This window comes from Actinomycetospora sp. (genome assembly GCF_036497585.1).
Taxonomy (GTDB): Bacteria; Actinomycetota; Actinomycetes; order Mycobacteriales; family Pseudonocardiaceae; genus Actinomycetospora.
In genome coordinates this window covers 1-14,367 of the sequence record NZ_DASXJD010000069.1, presented here as the reverse complement: position 1 = coordinate 14,367, position 14,367 = coordinate 1, and the positions used below count along the sequence as shown (strand labels likewise).

14 protein-coding genes are annotated in these 14,367 nt (G+C 75.3%); 7 read left to right on the top strand and 7 right to left on the bottom strand.

Annotated elements, in window-relative coordinates:
• Window positions 1–21: 21 nt before the first annotated feature.
• The gene (locus tag VGH76_RS06450) at window positions 22–480 is read right to left on the bottom strand and encodes a hypothetical protein (RefSeq protein ID WP_331555794.1); all 459 of its coding nucleotides are present in this window, start codon (window positions 478–480) and stop codon (window positions 22–24) included.
• A gap of 324 nt (window positions 481–804) precedes the next feature.
• Here VGH76_RS06450 and VGH76_RS06445 point away from each other — a divergent pair, with 324 nt between their 5' ends.
• Window positions 805–1,728, top strand: a complete 924-nt coding sequence (locus VGH76_RS06445) for an NADP-dependent oxidoreductase (RefSeq protein WP_331555793.1) — start codon at window positions 805–807, stop codon at window positions 1,726–1,728.
• On the top strand, window positions 1,725–2,465 hold the full coding sequence (locus VGH76_RS06440) for a hypothetical protein (protein ID WP_331555792.1): 741 nt from the start codon (window positions 1,725–1,727) through the stop codon (window positions 2,463–2,465). Before VGH76_RS06445 ends, VGH76_RS06440 begins: the two co-directional genes overlap by 4 nt.
• 373 nt (window positions 2,466–2,838) lie before the next feature.
• On the opposite strand, the gene VGH76_RS06435 is transcribed toward VGH76_RS06440, so the two are convergent.
• The 4 genes from VGH76_RS06435 to VGH76_RS06420 all read right to left on the bottom strand — a co-directional run bounded on the left by VGH76_RS06435 (window position 2,839) and on the right by VGH76_RS06420 (window position 8,945).
• Window positions 2,839–3,669, bottom strand: a complete 831-nt coding sequence (locus tag VGH76_RS06435) for a hypothetical protein (protein WP_331555791.1) — start codon at window positions 3,667–3,669, stop codon at window positions 2,839–2,841.
• A gap of 269 nt (window positions 3,670–3,938) precedes the next feature.
• On the bottom strand, window positions 3,939–4,394 hold the full coding sequence (locus VGH76_RS06430; protein WP_331555790.1) for a hypothetical protein: 456 nt from the start codon (window positions 4,392–4,394) through the stop codon (window positions 3,939–3,941).
• 232 nt (window positions 4,395–4,626) lie between these two features.
• Window positions 4,627–5,655: an endonuclease/exonuclease/phosphatase family protein gene (locus VGH76_RS06425; RefSeq protein WP_331555789.1), complete on the bottom strand. Its 1,029-nt coding sequence runs from the start codon at window positions 5,653–5,655 to the stop codon at window positions 4,627–4,629.
• A 125-nt stretch (window positions 5,656–5,780) separates the two neighbouring features.
• Window positions 5,781–8,945 carry an AAA family ATPase gene (locus VGH76_RS06420; RefSeq protein ID WP_331555788.1) on the bottom strand — a complete coding sequence of 1,055 codons (3,165 nt, stop codon included), beginning with the start codon at window positions 8,943–8,945 and terminating at the stop codon, window positions 5,781–5,783.
• Between the two features lie 26 nt (window positions 8,946–8,971).
• Between VGH76_RS06420 and VGH76_RS06415 the strand changes: the two genes are divergently transcribed.
• Complete coding sequence (locus VGH76_RS06415) at window positions 8,972–9,925, top strand: hypothetical protein (protein WP_331555787.1); 954 nt, start codon at window positions 8,972–8,974, stop codon at window positions 9,923–9,925.
• Window positions 9,926–9,994: 69 nt separating this feature from the next.
• On the opposite strand, the gene VGH76_RS06410 is transcribed toward VGH76_RS06415, so the two are convergent.
• Window positions 9,995–10,417, bottom strand: coding sequence for a TIGR03618 family F420-dependent PPOX class oxidoreductase (locus tag VGH76_RS06410; RefSeq protein ID WP_331555786.1), 423 nt, complete (start codon window positions 10,415–10,417; stop codon window positions 9,995–9,997).
• Window positions 10,418–10,599: 182 nt separating this feature from the next.
• Window positions 10,600–10,785, bottom strand: a complete 186-nt coding sequence (locus VGH76_RS06405; protein ID WP_331555785.1) for a hypothetical protein — start codon at window positions 10,783–10,785, stop codon at window positions 10,600–10,602.
• 302 nt (window positions 10,786–11,087) lie between these two features.
• Here VGH76_RS06405 and VGH76_RS06400 point away from each other — a divergent pair, with 302 nt between their 5' ends.
• The 4 genes from VGH76_RS06400 to VGH76_RS06385 all read left to right on the top strand — a co-directional run bounded on the left by VGH76_RS06400 (window position 11,088) and on the right by VGH76_RS06385 (window position 14,203).
• The gene (locus tag VGH76_RS06400; protein WP_331555784.1) at window positions 11,088–11,684 is read left to right on the top strand and encodes a hypothetical protein; all 597 of its coding nucleotides are present in this window, start codon (window positions 11,088–11,090) and stop codon (window positions 11,682–11,684) included.
• Between the two features lie 206 nt (window positions 11,685–11,890).
• Window positions 11,891–12,697, top strand: coding sequence for a hypothetical protein (locus VGH76_RS06395; RefSeq protein WP_331555783.1), 807 nt, complete (start codon window positions 11,891–11,893; stop codon window positions 12,695–12,697).
• A gap of 69 nt (window positions 12,698–12,766) precedes the next feature.
• A complete protein-coding gene (locus tag VGH76_RS06390) occupies window positions 12,767–13,279 on the top strand; it encodes a mycothiol transferase (RefSeq protein ID WP_331555782.1) in 513 nt (170 codons plus the stop codon).
• A gap of 291 nt (window positions 13,280–13,570) precedes the next feature.
• The gene (locus VGH76_RS06385; RefSeq protein ID WP_331555781.1) at window positions 13,571–14,203 is read left to right on the top strand and encodes an acetate uptake transporter; all 633 of its coding nucleotides are present in this window, start codon (window positions 13,571–13,573) and stop codon (window positions 14,201–14,203) included.
• The last annotated feature ends 164 nt before the right edge of the window (window positions 14,204–14,367 follow it).

The window sequence follows — 14,367 nt, the reverse complement described above, 5'->3', positions numbered from 1 at the left end:
GCCTGGTGATCCTGCTCGGCGTCAGGAGTGGCCGTAGGTGACCTCGGCGCCCACGCTCCGCAGCTGCGCCCGATCGACGGGGGTCCCCTGGCCGGGCTCGGTCCCGAGGGCGAGGGTGTAGGTGTCGGAGGCGCCGCTGACGGCGGGGACGGTGATCGCGTAGCGACAGGCGTCGGCGAACCCACCGGCGAAGCTGTGCCACCGGTCGGTCGCGGTGCCGTGCCCGGTGAGCCTGGTCGTGCCGAGGGTGCGGCCGCGATCGTCGAAGACGGAGACGGTGCGGCCGGCGAAGAGCGGCTGGGAGCAGTCGTCGCCGGGGCGTTCGAAGGAGCCCAGGCCGTAGATCGTGACGGAGCCGTGGGCGGTCATCGGTGCCGGCGCCGGCCGGGCGGCGGCGAGGACGGCCGCGGCGAGGGCAGCGACGAGGAGCCCGACGACGAGCCACGTCCGGCGGTCCGTCGGTATCGCGATCTGGATCATGGCGCTCCCGCTGTCGGCGGGCCGGCCGTGTGGTCGACCCGTTGCGGGGCATCTCGGCGAGCGGACGGGAGCCGTTAGCGGGGGTCGCTCCTTCGTGGGGGTGCCGCGGCGTGGCGGCTTGATCAGCTGTGGCCGTACGTGATGGTGGCGCCGGTGGCGAGCACGCCTCGCAGAAGACCACGACAAGGCGGCCCGGAGGCAGAGCACGCGCGCCCGGCCGCCTCGACGCGTCACGAGGGACCCGCGCACCGGTCCGGCACCCGCTGAATCGTGGGCGGAGCTGCGACGATCGAGGGGTTCGGCACGCGAGCGAGGGAGCTGGTCATGCGGGCGTACGGGTTCACCACGGTCGGCGGACCGGAGCACGAGGCGTTCCTCGACGTCCCGGTGCCCGAGCCCGGCGTCGGCGAGCTGCTCGTCGCCGTCCACGCGTCCGGCGTGAACCCCGGGGACTGGAAGGTCCGCGACGGCTCCTACGGCACCGAGGGCCCGGCCGTGCTCGGCCGGGAGGTGGCCGGTCGGGTGACGGCGGTCGGTCCCGGCGTCGAGGGCTTCGCGGTCGGCGACGAGGTGTTCGGTGGGTGCCCCGGGATGGTCGGCGGCTGGGCCGAGCAGGCGATCGTCACGGCGGGCTTCGCGGCGCACCGTCCGTCGTCGGTGACCCCGGAGCAGGCCTGCGTGCTCCCCGTCGCGGCGGGGACGGCCCACGACGCGCTGCGCCAGCTCGACCTGTCGCCCGGGGAGACGCTCCTCGTGAACGGCGCGGGCGGCGGGGTCGGCGTCGTCCTGGTGCAGCTCGCCGCGGCGCGCGGGCTGCGGGTGGTGGCGACGGCGAGCCCGGCCAAGCACGACCTCCTCGCGCGGCTCGGGGCGACGCCGGTGGCGTACGGCGACGGGGTGGCCGACCGCATCCGCGAGGCCGCCCCCGACGGCGTCGACGCCGTGTTCGACCTCGTCGGGGGCGATCCGCTGCGCACCGTCGCGGCACTGCTGCGCGATCCGCAACGACTCATCTCCGTCGCCGACTACGGGCTGTCCGTGGAGCTCGGCGGCCAGCAGCTCGAGCGCGACCGCAGCACGGCCGTCCTCGACGAGCTCGCCACCCTCGTCGCGAAGGGCGCCCTCGACCCCCACGTCACTGACGTGCGGCCCTTCGACGACGCCGCGGCCGCGCTCGCGCTCGTCGAGCGCGGGCACGCGACGGGGAAGGTCGTGCTCGACGTCGGGCGTTCCCGGGCCGGCGCGTGAACCCGCGCGGGGAGCTGCCCGAGGGCGAGCCCGGCGAGGCGCCGTGGTGGCCCGCCGACGGTCCCTGGGGCGGGCGGGGGCGGAAGTCGGTGCTGCTCGTCGTGGGCGGGGTGGTCGTGGTCGTCGCCGTGGTGCTCGCGGTGACCCTGCTCGGCAGCCTGTCCGGCAGCGACCCCGGCTCGGGTTCGGCCGCCGTCGGGGGCCCGCCCGAGGCGCTGCCCACCGGCGACGGGCCAACGCCGGCTGCCCGGGTCCTGGTGGACGGGGCGCCCTACGACGTCGGGGTCGGCGCCTTCACCCCGAGCGCGCGGGCCGCGCCCGCCGGGTCGCACCTGCTGCTCGCCTCGGTCGTGGTGCGCAATGCCGGGCCGGCGCCCGTCACGAACCCGCTGTCCGGGGCCGCGGGGCTGCTCGTGGCGGTGGGCCTGCACCAGGTGCCGGCTTCAGTGCTGACGGGCCCGTCGGCGCTGCTGTGCCGCAACGCCCCGCCGACCTCCCCGCTCGCTTCGGCCGCACCGGTGTTCCCCGGCCTCGACCCCGGCGCCTGCGTGCTCGACGGGCGGACGACGCCGACGGGTGCGGCCGCCCCGACCCTCGCCGCGGGCGACGAGGCGCGCGGGCTCCTGTTGTCCTCGCCGGTGCCGGATGTCGTCACCGACCCGGCGCCGTCGGTATGGGTGCAGACGACGGCGGGTCCGCCGGCACGGTACGACCGCGTCGGCGCCGGGGGCTCGTGAGCACCGAGTGGACCGTGGGGGTTGTCGGGGCAACCGTGGAGGTCCACTCGCAGCCGGTCGACGGCCACGGAGGGGACGGAGTGGACCCCGACGGCTGTGGCGGTAGCCGTGAGGGTCCACTCGGCGCTGGCGGGGCTCATCACTCGCCGAGGTGACGCTCATGCACGCGGACGCAGACGGATGGCGTGCATGAGCGACTTCTCGGCGGGCGTGGCGGTGTGCGTGCGGCCAGCTCGTGAGCACCGAGTGGACCGTGGGGGCTGCCGGGGCGACCGTGGAGGTCCACTCGCAGCCGGTCGACGGCCACGGACCGGACCGAGGGGACCCCGACGGCTGTGGCGGTCGCCGTGAGAGTCCACTGCGCTGGTTGTTCTCAGGCCGCCATGATCGGCTCGGTCTGGGGCTTGTCGGGGGCCGCGCTCTGGTTCGAGGCGTGTTGGGCGGCAGGCGTGGTGTCGCCGGACTGCTGGCCCCCGCCGGACGGCTCGCCCCCGCCGGACTGCTGACCATCGCCGGACCCGTCCGTGCCGTCGCTGAGGCCGCCGTCCTGCGTCGGGGGGCCGTCACCGTCGATCGTGCCGAGGCCGTTGCCGTCGTCACCGGCACCCGTGCTGTCATCAGCACCGGTGTTGTCACCGGCACCGGTGTCGTCCCCGGATGCCGCGTGCCCGCCGGTGCCCTCGGGGCTCGCGCTCGGCTCCGGGTCCTCCACGGGGGTGCTGTTCTTCTCGGAGCCCGAGCCCTCCTCGCTGACCGGGTTCCCGGTGGCGGGCGCGTCGTCCGAGGTCGGGTCGTCGTCCGAGGCCGGCCCGGTCGTGGACGTCGGGTCGTCGGACGAGGGCCCGTCGCTCGGGTCACTGCCGAGGCCGGGCACCGACGAGATCGGGTCGTCCGAGCCGTCGTGGCCGTCCTCGCCCTGCCGACCGTCGTGCCCCTGCCGACCGTCGTGGCCGCCCCACCCGTCGTGACCGTGCTTGCTGTGCCGACCGTGCTTGCCGTGCCCGCCGTGTCCGTGGTGGTGACCACCGCAGGCGCAGTCCTGGCCGTGCGAGGAGTCCGCGCCGGAGTCGGTGGGGGCGTTCCCCGCGAACGCGACCCCGGCACCTCCGCCCGCGAGGGCGAGCGCGGCGGCGGCGGTCAGAGCGCCGCGGCCGACGAGGCCGGCGAATCGGTCGTGCTGCTGCGGCGCATGGTGAGCACCCATCGAAGTTCCCCTCTGCTTCGGGCATCTGCGGCGACGGGACACCACTCGTTTTCCCCCGACCCGGCGCCAACGAGGTCATCTCAACAGAGGTCACGGGGCGATCACGTCGATTGTCGGATATATGACCCGCACGAGTATTGCGAATAGTGAAGCCCGACAGCGTTTGCGATCGGGACTCCCGGGTACAAACACGCACCGTCACGGGGTCCGGACATGCGTCGGCGGGCGGAGCCGGTACGACTCCGCCCGCCGACGACGCAGCGCTGGGCTCAGCCCAGGATGCTCGACACGATCGGGGCGCTCGCGGCCGCACCCTGCAGGGAGGCCGGGGCCTGCTGCAGGGCCGAGGCGCCCGAGGCGATCGGGAGGCTCGACGCGGAGACGGGGAGCCCGCTCAGCGGGTCGCCGCCCGGGGCCGACCCCTCGTCGGAGCCCGACTGGTCCGAGCCCTTCGAGCTCGAGTCGCCCTTCGACGAGTCGCCCTTCGACGAGTCGCCCTTGGAGCTGGCGTCGTCCGAGGACTTCGAGCTGTCGGACTTCGAGGCGTCCTGGTGCTGGGTGGCGGACTGGGCCGCGTCCTGGGCCCCGTCGGCCGGGGCCTCGTCGGCGAACGCGACGCCGGCGCCGCCGCCCACCAGCGCGAGCGCGGCGAGGCCGGTCATCGCGCCGCGGCCCACGAGGCCGCCGAGTCGGTCGTTGTCCTGCTTGATGCTGTGGTCAGCCATGGGGAGCTCTCCTCCGCTGTCGGAACGTCGTCGCTCGGCAGGGAGGACCCGGTGCTCCATCCCCCGAACCGGCATGGCGTCGGTCGCGGACCGTTGCCTGAATAGCGTAACGAGGTGATCGTCCACGAGGTCACGGTCAGATAACGACTAATTCTCGGATAGCGTTCCGCAACACGCAACGCCTGCTCCGAGTAGGAGGAATGCCCATCGTTCCGGCGCGTATCACGAGAAATCACGACCCGGCTGGGCGAATGACGTTTGAACCCGTCGGCACGGGGTACTGTCCCTCGCTCGCGACCCGCAGCCGGGCGAGCACCGCGCGGTGGTCGCTGCCCCTCACGTCGATCACCTCGACCGAGCGCACCCCGACCGGTCCGGCCACCACCACGTGGTCGATCACCACGCCGAACGGCCGCCGCCACCACGCGGGCCACGTCGCCGGAACCCCCCGCGTCACCGGCCGGCCCCCACCGAGGGCGTGCTGCAGCGGTCCGTGCTCGAGGGTGGCGTTGAGGTCCCCGAGCACCACGGTGGGCCGGGTGGGGTCGGCCAGCCACGGACGCAGGAGCGCCAGCTCGCGGACCCAGTCCCGAGTGGTGGCCGGGAGCAGGACCGCGGGGTGCACCCCGACCACCCGCACCGCGCCGAGCCCGCCGCCGCTCACCACGACCCACCCCGAGCGGGTGTCGCTGGAGGCCACGGCGACGTCGACCTCGCCCAGCGCCGCCGCCGTGAGCACCGTCAGGCACGGCCCGTCCGCCACCCCGGCGGCCTCGACGGCCGCGCGGTGCGGGGCGCACGACCGGGCCCGATACCCGTCGAGACCGTCGAGCAGGCGCTTGCGGAACCGGTCCCCGGCCTCGGGCAGCACGACGACGTCGGGACGCTCGCACTCGATGACCGCCGCCAGCGCGCCCGGGTCGGCCAGTCCCAGCCAGACGTTGGCCCCGAGCACCGTGAGCTCCCGCGTTCCGACCCCGGCGGGTTCCCGTCGGGGTCGGTGCCGCCACAGCGACAGCCCGGTGGCCCCGGCGGCCACCGCGGACGTCCCGAGTGCGGGCGCCCGCCACCACCCCGGGCGGGCCCCGACGGCCAGTGCCGCGGCCCCGGTCCCGAGGGCGAGCCGGCGCCGGAAGGCGACGACGAGCGGCCAGGGTGGGGTGCGGTCGAGGCCCAGGACCTCCGGCAGCAGCACCGTCAGGCTCGCGGCGACCGCCGCCGTCGTCGTCGCGGCCCTCGCCGGTCTCCACCGCGCCCGCATGCCGCACCTCCTCCCGGCGATCATGCGCCCTTTCCGGCGAAGCGCGCGCCACGGCCGCGCGAAAGGATGGGGAAAGGACGTTCCGGTTCGATCGGGCCGTGGACGACGGCGGGGCGGGGGCGCGTTCAGCGCACCGGTCGGAGTCCCAGCGGCGGGATCGGTGCCGGCGTGGCGGGGGGCGACGCCGGCACCGATTCTCCGTCCACCCCGCCCGGGCCCGCGTGCCGCAGGGCGAAGGTCTCGGCCGCGTCGGCCCACGGCGTCCATCCCAGGCGGGTCGCGGTCGCGGCGGCGGCTCGGAAGAGCCCGGCGGCGTCCCCGGCCTCGTCGCCGTCGAGGACCGCGGTGGCGAGGCCCCGGTAGAGGTCGAGCGGCCCGAAGAACGCGGCCCCGATGCCGACGACGACGGTGGTGTCCGGGTCGGTGGGCAGGGCGTCGAGCACGAGACGGGCCGTCACCGCGTCCTCGACGGCGTAGGCGGCGCACGCCGCCAAGCACAGCCCGGTGCGGTCGAACAGGCCGCCCTCGCGCCCGGTGCGCTGCTCGTGGAACTCGGTGAGGCGGGTCCGCGCGGTCGCGGCGTCACCGGCATGCACGGCGTCGACGGCGGCGCACGCCCGCCAGGCCGAGACCCGCGGGTACATCCCGGCCGCGGTCGCGGGGAGCCCGCCGAGGACGGTCATGTCGCCGGTGAGCAGGTGCCGCGCGACGAGGTGGCAGAAGAAGGCGCCGAGGGCGTCCGGGATCCCGAGCTCCTGCCCGCGGGCAAGGGCCTCCTGCGCGACCCCGTCGGCGTCGGAGACCTTGCCCATGCCCAGCAGGAGCGCGGCGTCGACGAGCCGGGTCGCCCACATCGTGCGCGGCCGGTGGCGGCGCTCGGCCTCGGGCGCGAGCTCGGCGTGCCGCGCGAGGGCCTCCTCGAGGCGCCCCGCGGTGATGAGCGCGGCGACCAGCAGCTCGTCGGCCTCGAAGCGCAGCGTGAGCTCCCCGGCGGCCTCGGCGAGCTCCCGGGCCCGCACGCAGGTCGCGACGCGCTCGGCCGCCGGGACGGCCGCGTCGAGCTGGAGGAACGCCGTGGCGACGGCGACCTCGGCGGCCAGGTGCGGGTCGGCCTCGGCGCGCGCGTCGCCGAGCGCCATCAGCTCGGCCACCAGCGAGGGCGTCTCGGTGACGCCCACCAGCTGCTGCTCCTCGGTGATCATCCCCCGCAGCACGCGGGCGCGCTGCCGGTCGTCGAGGTCGAGCTCGCGCACGCGACGCAGCCGCTCCAGGCGCCGCGGCCGGCCGGCGACCGAGGGACCCTGGGCGTCGTCGCCCATCGCCGCGGCCACCGCGTCGGCGACGTCGGCGGCCGGGTCGGCCACCACGGCGTCGAACTCCTCGGCGGCCTCGTCCACCCGGCCCCGCGCCTCGCACACCAGCCCGCGCAGCAGCCGCACCCGCCACGGGCGGGTGGCGTGCTCGAGGCCGGCGTCGAGCAGCCGCTCGGCGTCGGCGAGGGCACCGTCGCGGTAGGCGGCCAGGACGGCGGGCAGGTGGGCGTCGGCGACGGTCCACGCGGGCAGCAGGGCCGCCGCGCCCAGGACGTGGCGCAGCACCGTGAACGGCGACGCGTCCGGCGGGAGCGCCTCGTAGCGGGCCAGGTGCAGCTGCGCGGCGACGACGGCGGGGACGGAGTCCAGTACCGCGGACGCGGTGAGCTCGTGGCGGAAGACGAAGCCGTCGGCGGTCGCCTCCACCAGGGTGAGGGCGACCGCGGGGCGCAGGTCGGCCGCGAGACGCCGCGGCTCGGCCCCGACGGCGGCCGCCAGCTCGGCCAGGGGGATCGCCCCGAGCACGGCGAGGGCCTCGAGCCCGGTGCGGCAGGCCTCGGGGAGCTGCCCGAGCTGGTGGGCCAGCAGCGGCCACAGCCGCTCGGGCACCCGGGCGGTCGCGGCGACGCGGGCCTCGTCGTCGGGCAGGCCCCGGACCTCGGCCAGGAGCGCGGACAGGTGCAGCGGGTGGCCCCCGGTGCGGGCCCAGAGGGTGTCGGCGAGCGCCTCCCCCAGCTCGGTGGCGACCAGCGCGCGGGTGCCCGCCTCGTCGAGCTCGCGCAGCACGGTGCGCTCCACCCCGTCGAGGGGAGCGAGGTCGGCCGCGGCTTCGCTCCAGGTCGGGTGGGTGACGGCGTCGGGCTCCCGGGCCGCGACGAGCACGACGACGCCGGGCGGGACCCCCGCCCGGCCCAGCGCGCGGAGCACGTCGAGCGAGGCGCGGTCGGCGCGGTGGGCGTCGTCGAGGGTGACGAGGACGTGGCCCTCGTCGGCGGCGGCGGCGAGCCGGAAGCGCAGCGTGCGCCCCGGGGCGGGGTCGCGCAGCGAGGGTGGTTCCACGCCGACCCCGTGCAGCGCCTCGACCCACGCCGCGAACGGCGCCTGGTCGTGCTCCCAGAGTCCGCGGCCGACCCGGGCGCCGCGGCGCGACGCCTCCTCGGACGCCGCCCCGAGCAGGGTCGACTTGCCGATCCCCGCCTCGCCGGCGACGAGCACGAGACGCCCGCCCAGGGGATCGTCGAGACCCTCCCGGATCGTGGTCAGCGGGCCCTCGCGCCCGACGACGACCGGTCCCCCGCCGGGGGTGCGCTCCCGGGCGTCGAGAACGGCGCGTTCGACGCCGCGCAGCTCGGGTCCGGGGTCGAGCCCGTGCTCGACCTTGAGCTCGCGGCGGGTGGCCGCGATGGTGCGCAGGGCCTCCCCGGAGCGCCCGACCCGGTGCAGTGCGGTCGCGACGAGTGCGGCGAGGTGCTCGCGGTCGAGGTGCCCGGCGAGGGCGGGCGCCGCGACCGAGAGGGCCGCCCCGGGCTCGTCGTCGTCGAGCAGCGTGCGGGCGCGGGCTTCGATCAGCTCCAGCCAGCGCACCTCGACCCGGCGACGTTCGCTCTCCAGGCGCGGGGTGGAGCGGCACCCGGGGAACGGATCGCCGTCGATGGCGGCCAGGGCCGTCTTCGGCTCGCGGTCGTGGAAGCGGCAGAAGTCGACCTCGTCCCGCGGCACCTCGAGCGCGTAGCCGCCCCCGGTGCTCGCGACCCGCGCGGGCGCCACGACCTTGCGCAGGCGGGTGACCTGGATCTGCAGCGCCGCCCGCGGGTCCTGCGGGAGCGCCTCGCCGTAGATCTCGTCGATCAGCGTGGAGGTGGGGACGGGCCGACCGGGGTCCAGGGCGAGCAGGGCCAGCAGCGTGCGCAGCAGTTCGCTGCGCACGGGCTCGGCACCGACGACCTCGACCGTGCCGAGCAGACGGATTCGGGTCACCCGGCCCCCAGGACGTGTTGCTCACAGTGACCTGTCTCGACCACCGTACGACCGATGTAGCGGTTCGCCCCGAGCAGGTCAAGCCCGGCGACATCCTGCTGGTGACGCCGGTGGCCGGCGAACCACTCGGTGAGATGATCACACGGCTCGACGGGTCGGGTTTCTCGCACAGCGGCGTCGCGCTCGCGGGCGGTCTGATCGCGTCGGCCCGGAAGTCCTTCATCGCGGCCCAGCCGTTCGACCTCTCGGGGCTGCGCATCGAGAAGTTCGAGAAGTTCTGGAGCAAGGGCCAGTCGCTCTACCGCCTCGCCGTCCCCTCGCCCGAGGCCCGGGCGCGGGCGGTCGCGGGGGTGCGCGAGCTCCGGGTCCCCGACGACGGGTCCTTCTCCGTCCCGAAGGTCCTCATCGTGTCGATCGCGCTCGCGTCGTTCGACCGCACGCTCTTCGACGAGGACGGCGGCGCGACGATCCGCGCGCTCGCCATCGAGGCCGCCCGCGCCTGGGAGGGGAAGCCGGGCGAGCGCACGTTCTACTGCGCCGAGGCCGTCGCCCGCGCCTACGGCGAGCGCTTCCCGCTCTCGGCGCTCGAGCCCCCGGGCGGTGTCCGGCCGGCGCCCCGGCCCCCGGCCCAGGACGGGGTCCTGGGCACGATGATGAAGCTCTACCTCGACGTCGCGACGGGCGACGCGTGCCAGGAGGCCCTGGACCGTCTGGTGGACGCCCTCGACGTCGAGGCCCCGGCCTTCCTCGACACCGTCGCCCGCGACATCCTCGCGAGCGCCCGGCGCTTCGGCCAGGAGCGCCAGCTCGCGGCCCGCTACACCGGCCGCCGGTGCCCGCACAAGGGCTGGGAGACGACGGGACTGCTCCTGCCGTCGGCGCTGGTCACCCCACGGATGCTGCTCGACGCGCCGTGGACCGCCGACACCGTGGCGCGGATCGACGGCCCCGGGGCGCCGCCGGCCCCGATGGCGGCCTGAGGCCGGTGCCCGGGCTCGGTCGTCGGGGTGGGTCGTCCGGGTCGGTCGTCGGGGGTCAGTTGTCGGGGGTCAGTTGTCGGGGTTGTCGCTGGCCTTGACCCCGCCCCAGCCGTGCCAGCGGTCGACCTCGATCCAGGCGCTGACCCGGGGGCGGTCCCGCACCGGGTAGTCGCTGCCCCGGTAGTGCCGCGAGATCCGGTCGATGTCGCTGAGGTCGTCGTCGTCCGCCCACTCCACGACGCGGCCCTGCATCGACACGTGGGTGTACCAGTCGTCCTCGGCCAGCACCGTGATCGAGGTGCGCGGGTCCTGGCGCAGGTACCGCACGCGTGTGCGGCCCGCGTCCATGTTGACCAGCACCCGGCCGTCCTCCCACAGGTACCAGGTGGCCACCGAGACGGGCGAGCCGTCCGGCCGCAACGAGGTGATGACGCTCGGGTTGGGGCGGGCGAGCAGCTCCTGGACCGCGTCGGGCAGCGGCGGCTTCGGCATGCGGTTGTCCTCCGGAGGATCAGGTCAACGCCGGATAGGCCGCCGCGGTCGTCGGATAAACCGCCGACGGTCGTTGTCCGGGATGGCTACCACCCCTCGACGACGTTCTCCAGCCCCTGCTTGACGCCCATGTTCCCGGCGTGCAGCGCGATCACCTCGTCGTCGCGCCAGCCGCGAGGACGTCATGGCGGGTCTCGGCCAGCGCGCGGCGGTAGAGGTCCTGGGTGACGACGCCGAGCGCGGTCCCGGCCGTCCCGCCGCCAGCGCAGCCCGGCCAGGACGGTGAGCAGGACCGAGCTCACCGCCACGACGACGTCCGGGCGCGGCCCGCCGACCAGCGCGGCGTGGGCGGTGAAGGCGGCGTCCATGCCAACGCCCGCACCACCGCGGACCCCACCAGTCCCCCCGATCCCGCGACGAGGATCCGCGCGGAACGATCCAGCTCACCCATGCTGCGCGCGGTAGCGGAACGTGGCGGGATCTCCGATGGTTGCGCCGTCCGGTGATGGTCACAGCAGCGGCGGTGACGAAGCGGGGTCGCCCGCCGTGCCGCCCACGGCGGCGGAGGGTGACCTGCCGTGTGATCTGCGCGGAGCCGGGGTAGTCGCGCCGCAGGAACGCGGGTGCGGTCCGGCGGAGAGCCGCGGGGCCGTGGTGGGAGGGGTGGCGCATGGCGGCCGGAGAATTCGCCCGGGACGAGTCCGCCGCGGACGGTCAGCACGATCGGTTCGAGACCCCCCGACCCCCGGTCCCACTCGAGTGGGTCCCGCGCGAGCGCTTCGACGTGCGCGGGATGCGCGGGCTGCGGTGGCGCTCGCGGCTGCTGATCGCGACGTGCAGCCCGACGACGCGGCCGGGGACGGCACTCGCCCTGTGCCTCTGCGGGCTCGTCGGGCTCTTCCTCCCGCTGCTGAACGGCACGACGGGGCACGGCTGGACGGCCGTCGAGCTGGCCGAGGGACCGACGCTGGTGGCCCTGAGCCTGTTCGTGCTCCTGACGCTGGTCCCGGTCGTCGACCTCGTGCTCGGCCGCGAGCGCCTCACCCCGTGGTTGGCGTTCCCGGCGGCGCTGGGTGTCCAGGTGACGACGGCGCTGGCCGTGGTGGGCGCGGCGCGCGGTCCCGGGTCCCTGCACCCGGGCCTGTCGTCCGGGGTGGCCGGCGTCGGGCCGGGACTCGTGCTGCTGGTGGTGGCCGAGTTCGGACTGGCCGTCCTCGGGGGCCTCGGCTTCGCGCGTCAGGCCCGGCGGCGCCGCCTCGTGGGCTAGACGCCTCGGGGTCTCGCTGCCGACCCGCCGCTAGCGGCGGTTCGGCCGAACGAGCGCGCCCGTTCAGGCCAGCGGAGGGCGAATTGTCACCCACGACGGTGGTGATGCTCGTCAAGGGGTGCGGCCGTGCCGTTATCGATCTGTGATGGCATCGTCGGCCGGAGTCGTGCGCGACCCCGACCCTCGCTCCCCGAGAAAGGTCGTTGATGACCACACTGCAGCCCGCCACGCGGGTCGAGCCCGCTGAGCCGATCGAGCCGATCGCGTCCCGGCTGCGCGACGACCGCTTCGTCGCCCTCGCCGACGGACTCCAGCGCCGCACCGGGATCCGGGGGCGCGCCGGGCGGCTCGTCGCCCGGGCCCGGGTGGCCGCTGCCCGCACCGCGCTGGCTCCGCGAGTCGCCTCTCCCCTGGCCGATCTCCCGCACGTCGTCGTGACGGTGCCCGGGACCGACGGCGGTCGCCGGCTCGCGGCCAAGTACTCCGGCCGCGACCGCGGCGTGCCCCGGGACCTCGCGGTGTCCGTGCTGCCGCTGCCCGAGGAGCCCGAGGCCTACCTGCGCGGGAAGTCGAAACAGGCGCTGCGCACCAACAGCCGCCGCGCCCGGGAGCAGGGCGTGACATGCCGGGCCCTGGACCCGGCGGAGTCCGCCCGCCGGCTCGAGCAGGTCGTCCCCGACCCCTGGTACCGGGCGGTCGTGCCGGGCGCCCAGGCCGACCTCGCCGCCGGGCTGTGCACCGGCTGGGTCGCCGAGGACGCCGACGGCACCACGGAGGTCCTCGCCCTGACCAGCGCGGCCGGCCCGCTGGCACGCCTCGACCTCATGCTCTCGGCACCCGGGCGGGAGGGCGACGCGCGCTACCTGCTCTCGGCCCATGTCGTCACCGAGCTCGCCGCGGCCGGCACCCGCCTGCTCGCCGTCGAGGGCGCCCTGCTGCTCTCCCCCGGGCTTCGCCACTTCCAGCACCTGCTGGGCTTCGGCCAGGCCACGCTCGACGTCCGGGTGGCCTGAGCCCCACCGCGCGCCCCACCTCGGGCAGGCTGGGGAGGACACCCATCCCCGGCGAGGAGGAGCTCCCGCGTGAACAGCATCGACGTCCTGGTCGAGGCCTTCGGACGGGTCCGTGAGCACGTGCACGGCACCGTGGACGGGCTCGACGAGAAGGGACTGAACCTGCGCCTCGACGCCGACGCCAACTCGGTGGCCTGGCTCGTCTGGCACCTGACACGCGTGCAGGACGACCACGTGGCCGACCTGGCGGGGACCGACCAGGCGTACACCGGGGACGGCTGGGCGGACCGGTTCGGGCTCGACCTCGACCCCGCGTCGATCGGCTACGGCCACACCTCGGCGCAGGTGGCCGCGGTCCACGTCGCCGACCCGGCGCTGCTCACCGGGTACTACGACGCGGTGCACGAGCGCACCCTCGCCTACCTGCGCACCCTGCGTGACCCCGACCTCGACGAGGTGATCGACGACCGCTGGGACCCGCCGGTCACCCGTGGTGTACGGCTCGTCAGCGTCGTCGACGACGACATCCAGCACGCCGGCCAGGCCGCCTTCGTCGCGGGGATCGTGCAGCGGGGCTCCTGAGCGGCCACGGGCCACGCCCGCCCGGCGAATGTGATGTGGACCACACCCGCTCCACTGCGCTGAGCGGAGCAGTACTACCCTCCCCCTTCGAGCAGGGAATCTGTCCGATCGGGCAGGAGTGAACCGGACATCAAGGACACTCCGCGCTGTCCGGTTCCTCCCCGTCCGTTCCGTTCGCGCCCGGCGCGCACGTTGCGTCGAGGAATGATCTTGGGATAGGTCTCCGTGTGACGCGGCGCACGATCGGGAACCGTCGCGGCGACACCCGCACCCCCGAGGGAGAGGACGTCGATGTCCACGACCGTCAACGACCCGCACAACGTCGAGAGCACGTCGGGGCAGGCCGCTGCGGCCGACCCCACCAAGGGCTTCGCGGACCCCGGTCCGCTGGGCCTGGCCGCGTTCGCCCTCACGACCTTCCTGCTGAGCCTGTTCAACGCGGGCATCGCCCCGGAGAACCTGGAGAAGACGGTCCTGCCGCTCGCGCTGTTCTACGGCGGGCTCGCGCAGCTGATCGCCGGGCTGTTCGAGTTCCGCAAGGCCAACACGTTCGGCGCGACCGCCTTCTGCTCCTACGGCGCGTTCTGGCTCTCGTTCGCGGCCTTCGTGCAGTTCGTCGAGCCGTCGATCCCCGAGGCGAGCGCGAAGACGGCCACCGGCCTGTTCCTGCTCGGCTGGGCGATCTTCACGCTGTACATGTTCATCGCCTCGCTCCGCACGAGCGCAGGACTGATCGCGGTCTTCGCGTTCCTGTTCCTGACGTTCCTGGCCCTGGTGCTCGGGACGCTGCTCGGGATCGCCGCCCTCGCCACGGTCGGCGGCATCCTGGGCATCATCACGGCCATCGCGGCCTGGTACACCTCGTTCGCGATCGTCACGAACTCGACCTACGGCCGCCAGGTGCTGCCCACCGGTCCCCGCTAGGTGCCGAAGGCTCGTGAGCACTTTCCGGGGCTATAACCCCGGAAAGTGCTCACGAGCGCAGCACCTGTTCGGCAGCGGGAACGCCCGGCCCGCCCGCACGGCCGGGAGCGCCGCGAACACCGGCTGGGCGAGCAGCGTCCGCGTGTTCGCCTCCACCTGGCCCT

Excerpts from the sequence above, each read along its gene's own strand:
- VGH76_RS06400 (WP_331555784.1), top strand. The coding sequence starts at position 11,088 with ATGGCGGCCGGAGAATTCGCCCGGGACGAGTCCGCCGCGGACGGTCAG.
- VGH76_RS06395 (WP_331555783.1), top strand. The coding sequence starts at position 11,891 with ATGACCACACTGCAGCCCGCCACGCGGGTCGAGCCCGCTGAGCCGATC.
- VGH76_RS06405 (WP_331555785.1), bottom strand. The coding sequence starts at position 10,785 with ATGGACGCCGCCTTCACCGCCCACGCCGCGCTGGTCGGCGGGCCGCGC.
- VGH76_RS06410 (WP_331555786.1), bottom strand. The coding sequence starts at position 10,417 with ATGCCGAAGCCGCCGCTGCCCGACGCGGTCCAGGAGCTGCTCGCCCGC.
- VGH76_RS06435 (WP_331555791.1), bottom strand. The coding sequence starts at position 3,669 with ATGGGTGCTCACCATGCGCCGCAGCAGCACGACCGATTCGCCGGCCTC.
- VGH76_RS06430 (WP_331555790.1), bottom strand. The coding sequence starts at position 4,394 with ATGGCTGACCACAGCATCAAGCAGGACAACGACCGACTCGGCGGCCTC.
- VGH76_RS06450 (WP_331555794.1), bottom strand. The coding sequence starts at position 480 with ATGATCCAGATCGCGATACCGACGGACCGCCGGACGTGGCTCGTCGTC.
- VGH76_RS06425 (WP_331555789.1), bottom strand. The coding sequence starts at position 5,655 with ATGCGGGCGCGGTGGAGACCGGCGAGGGCCGCGACGACGACGGCGGCG.
- VGH76_RS06385 (WP_331555781.1), top strand. The coding sequence starts at position 13,571 with ATGTCCACGACCGTCAACGACCCGCACAACGTCGAGAGCACGTCGGGG.
- VGH76_RS06445 (WP_331555793.1), top strand. The coding sequence starts at position 805 with ATGCGGGCGTACGGGTTCACCACGGTCGGCGGACCGGAGCACGAGGCG.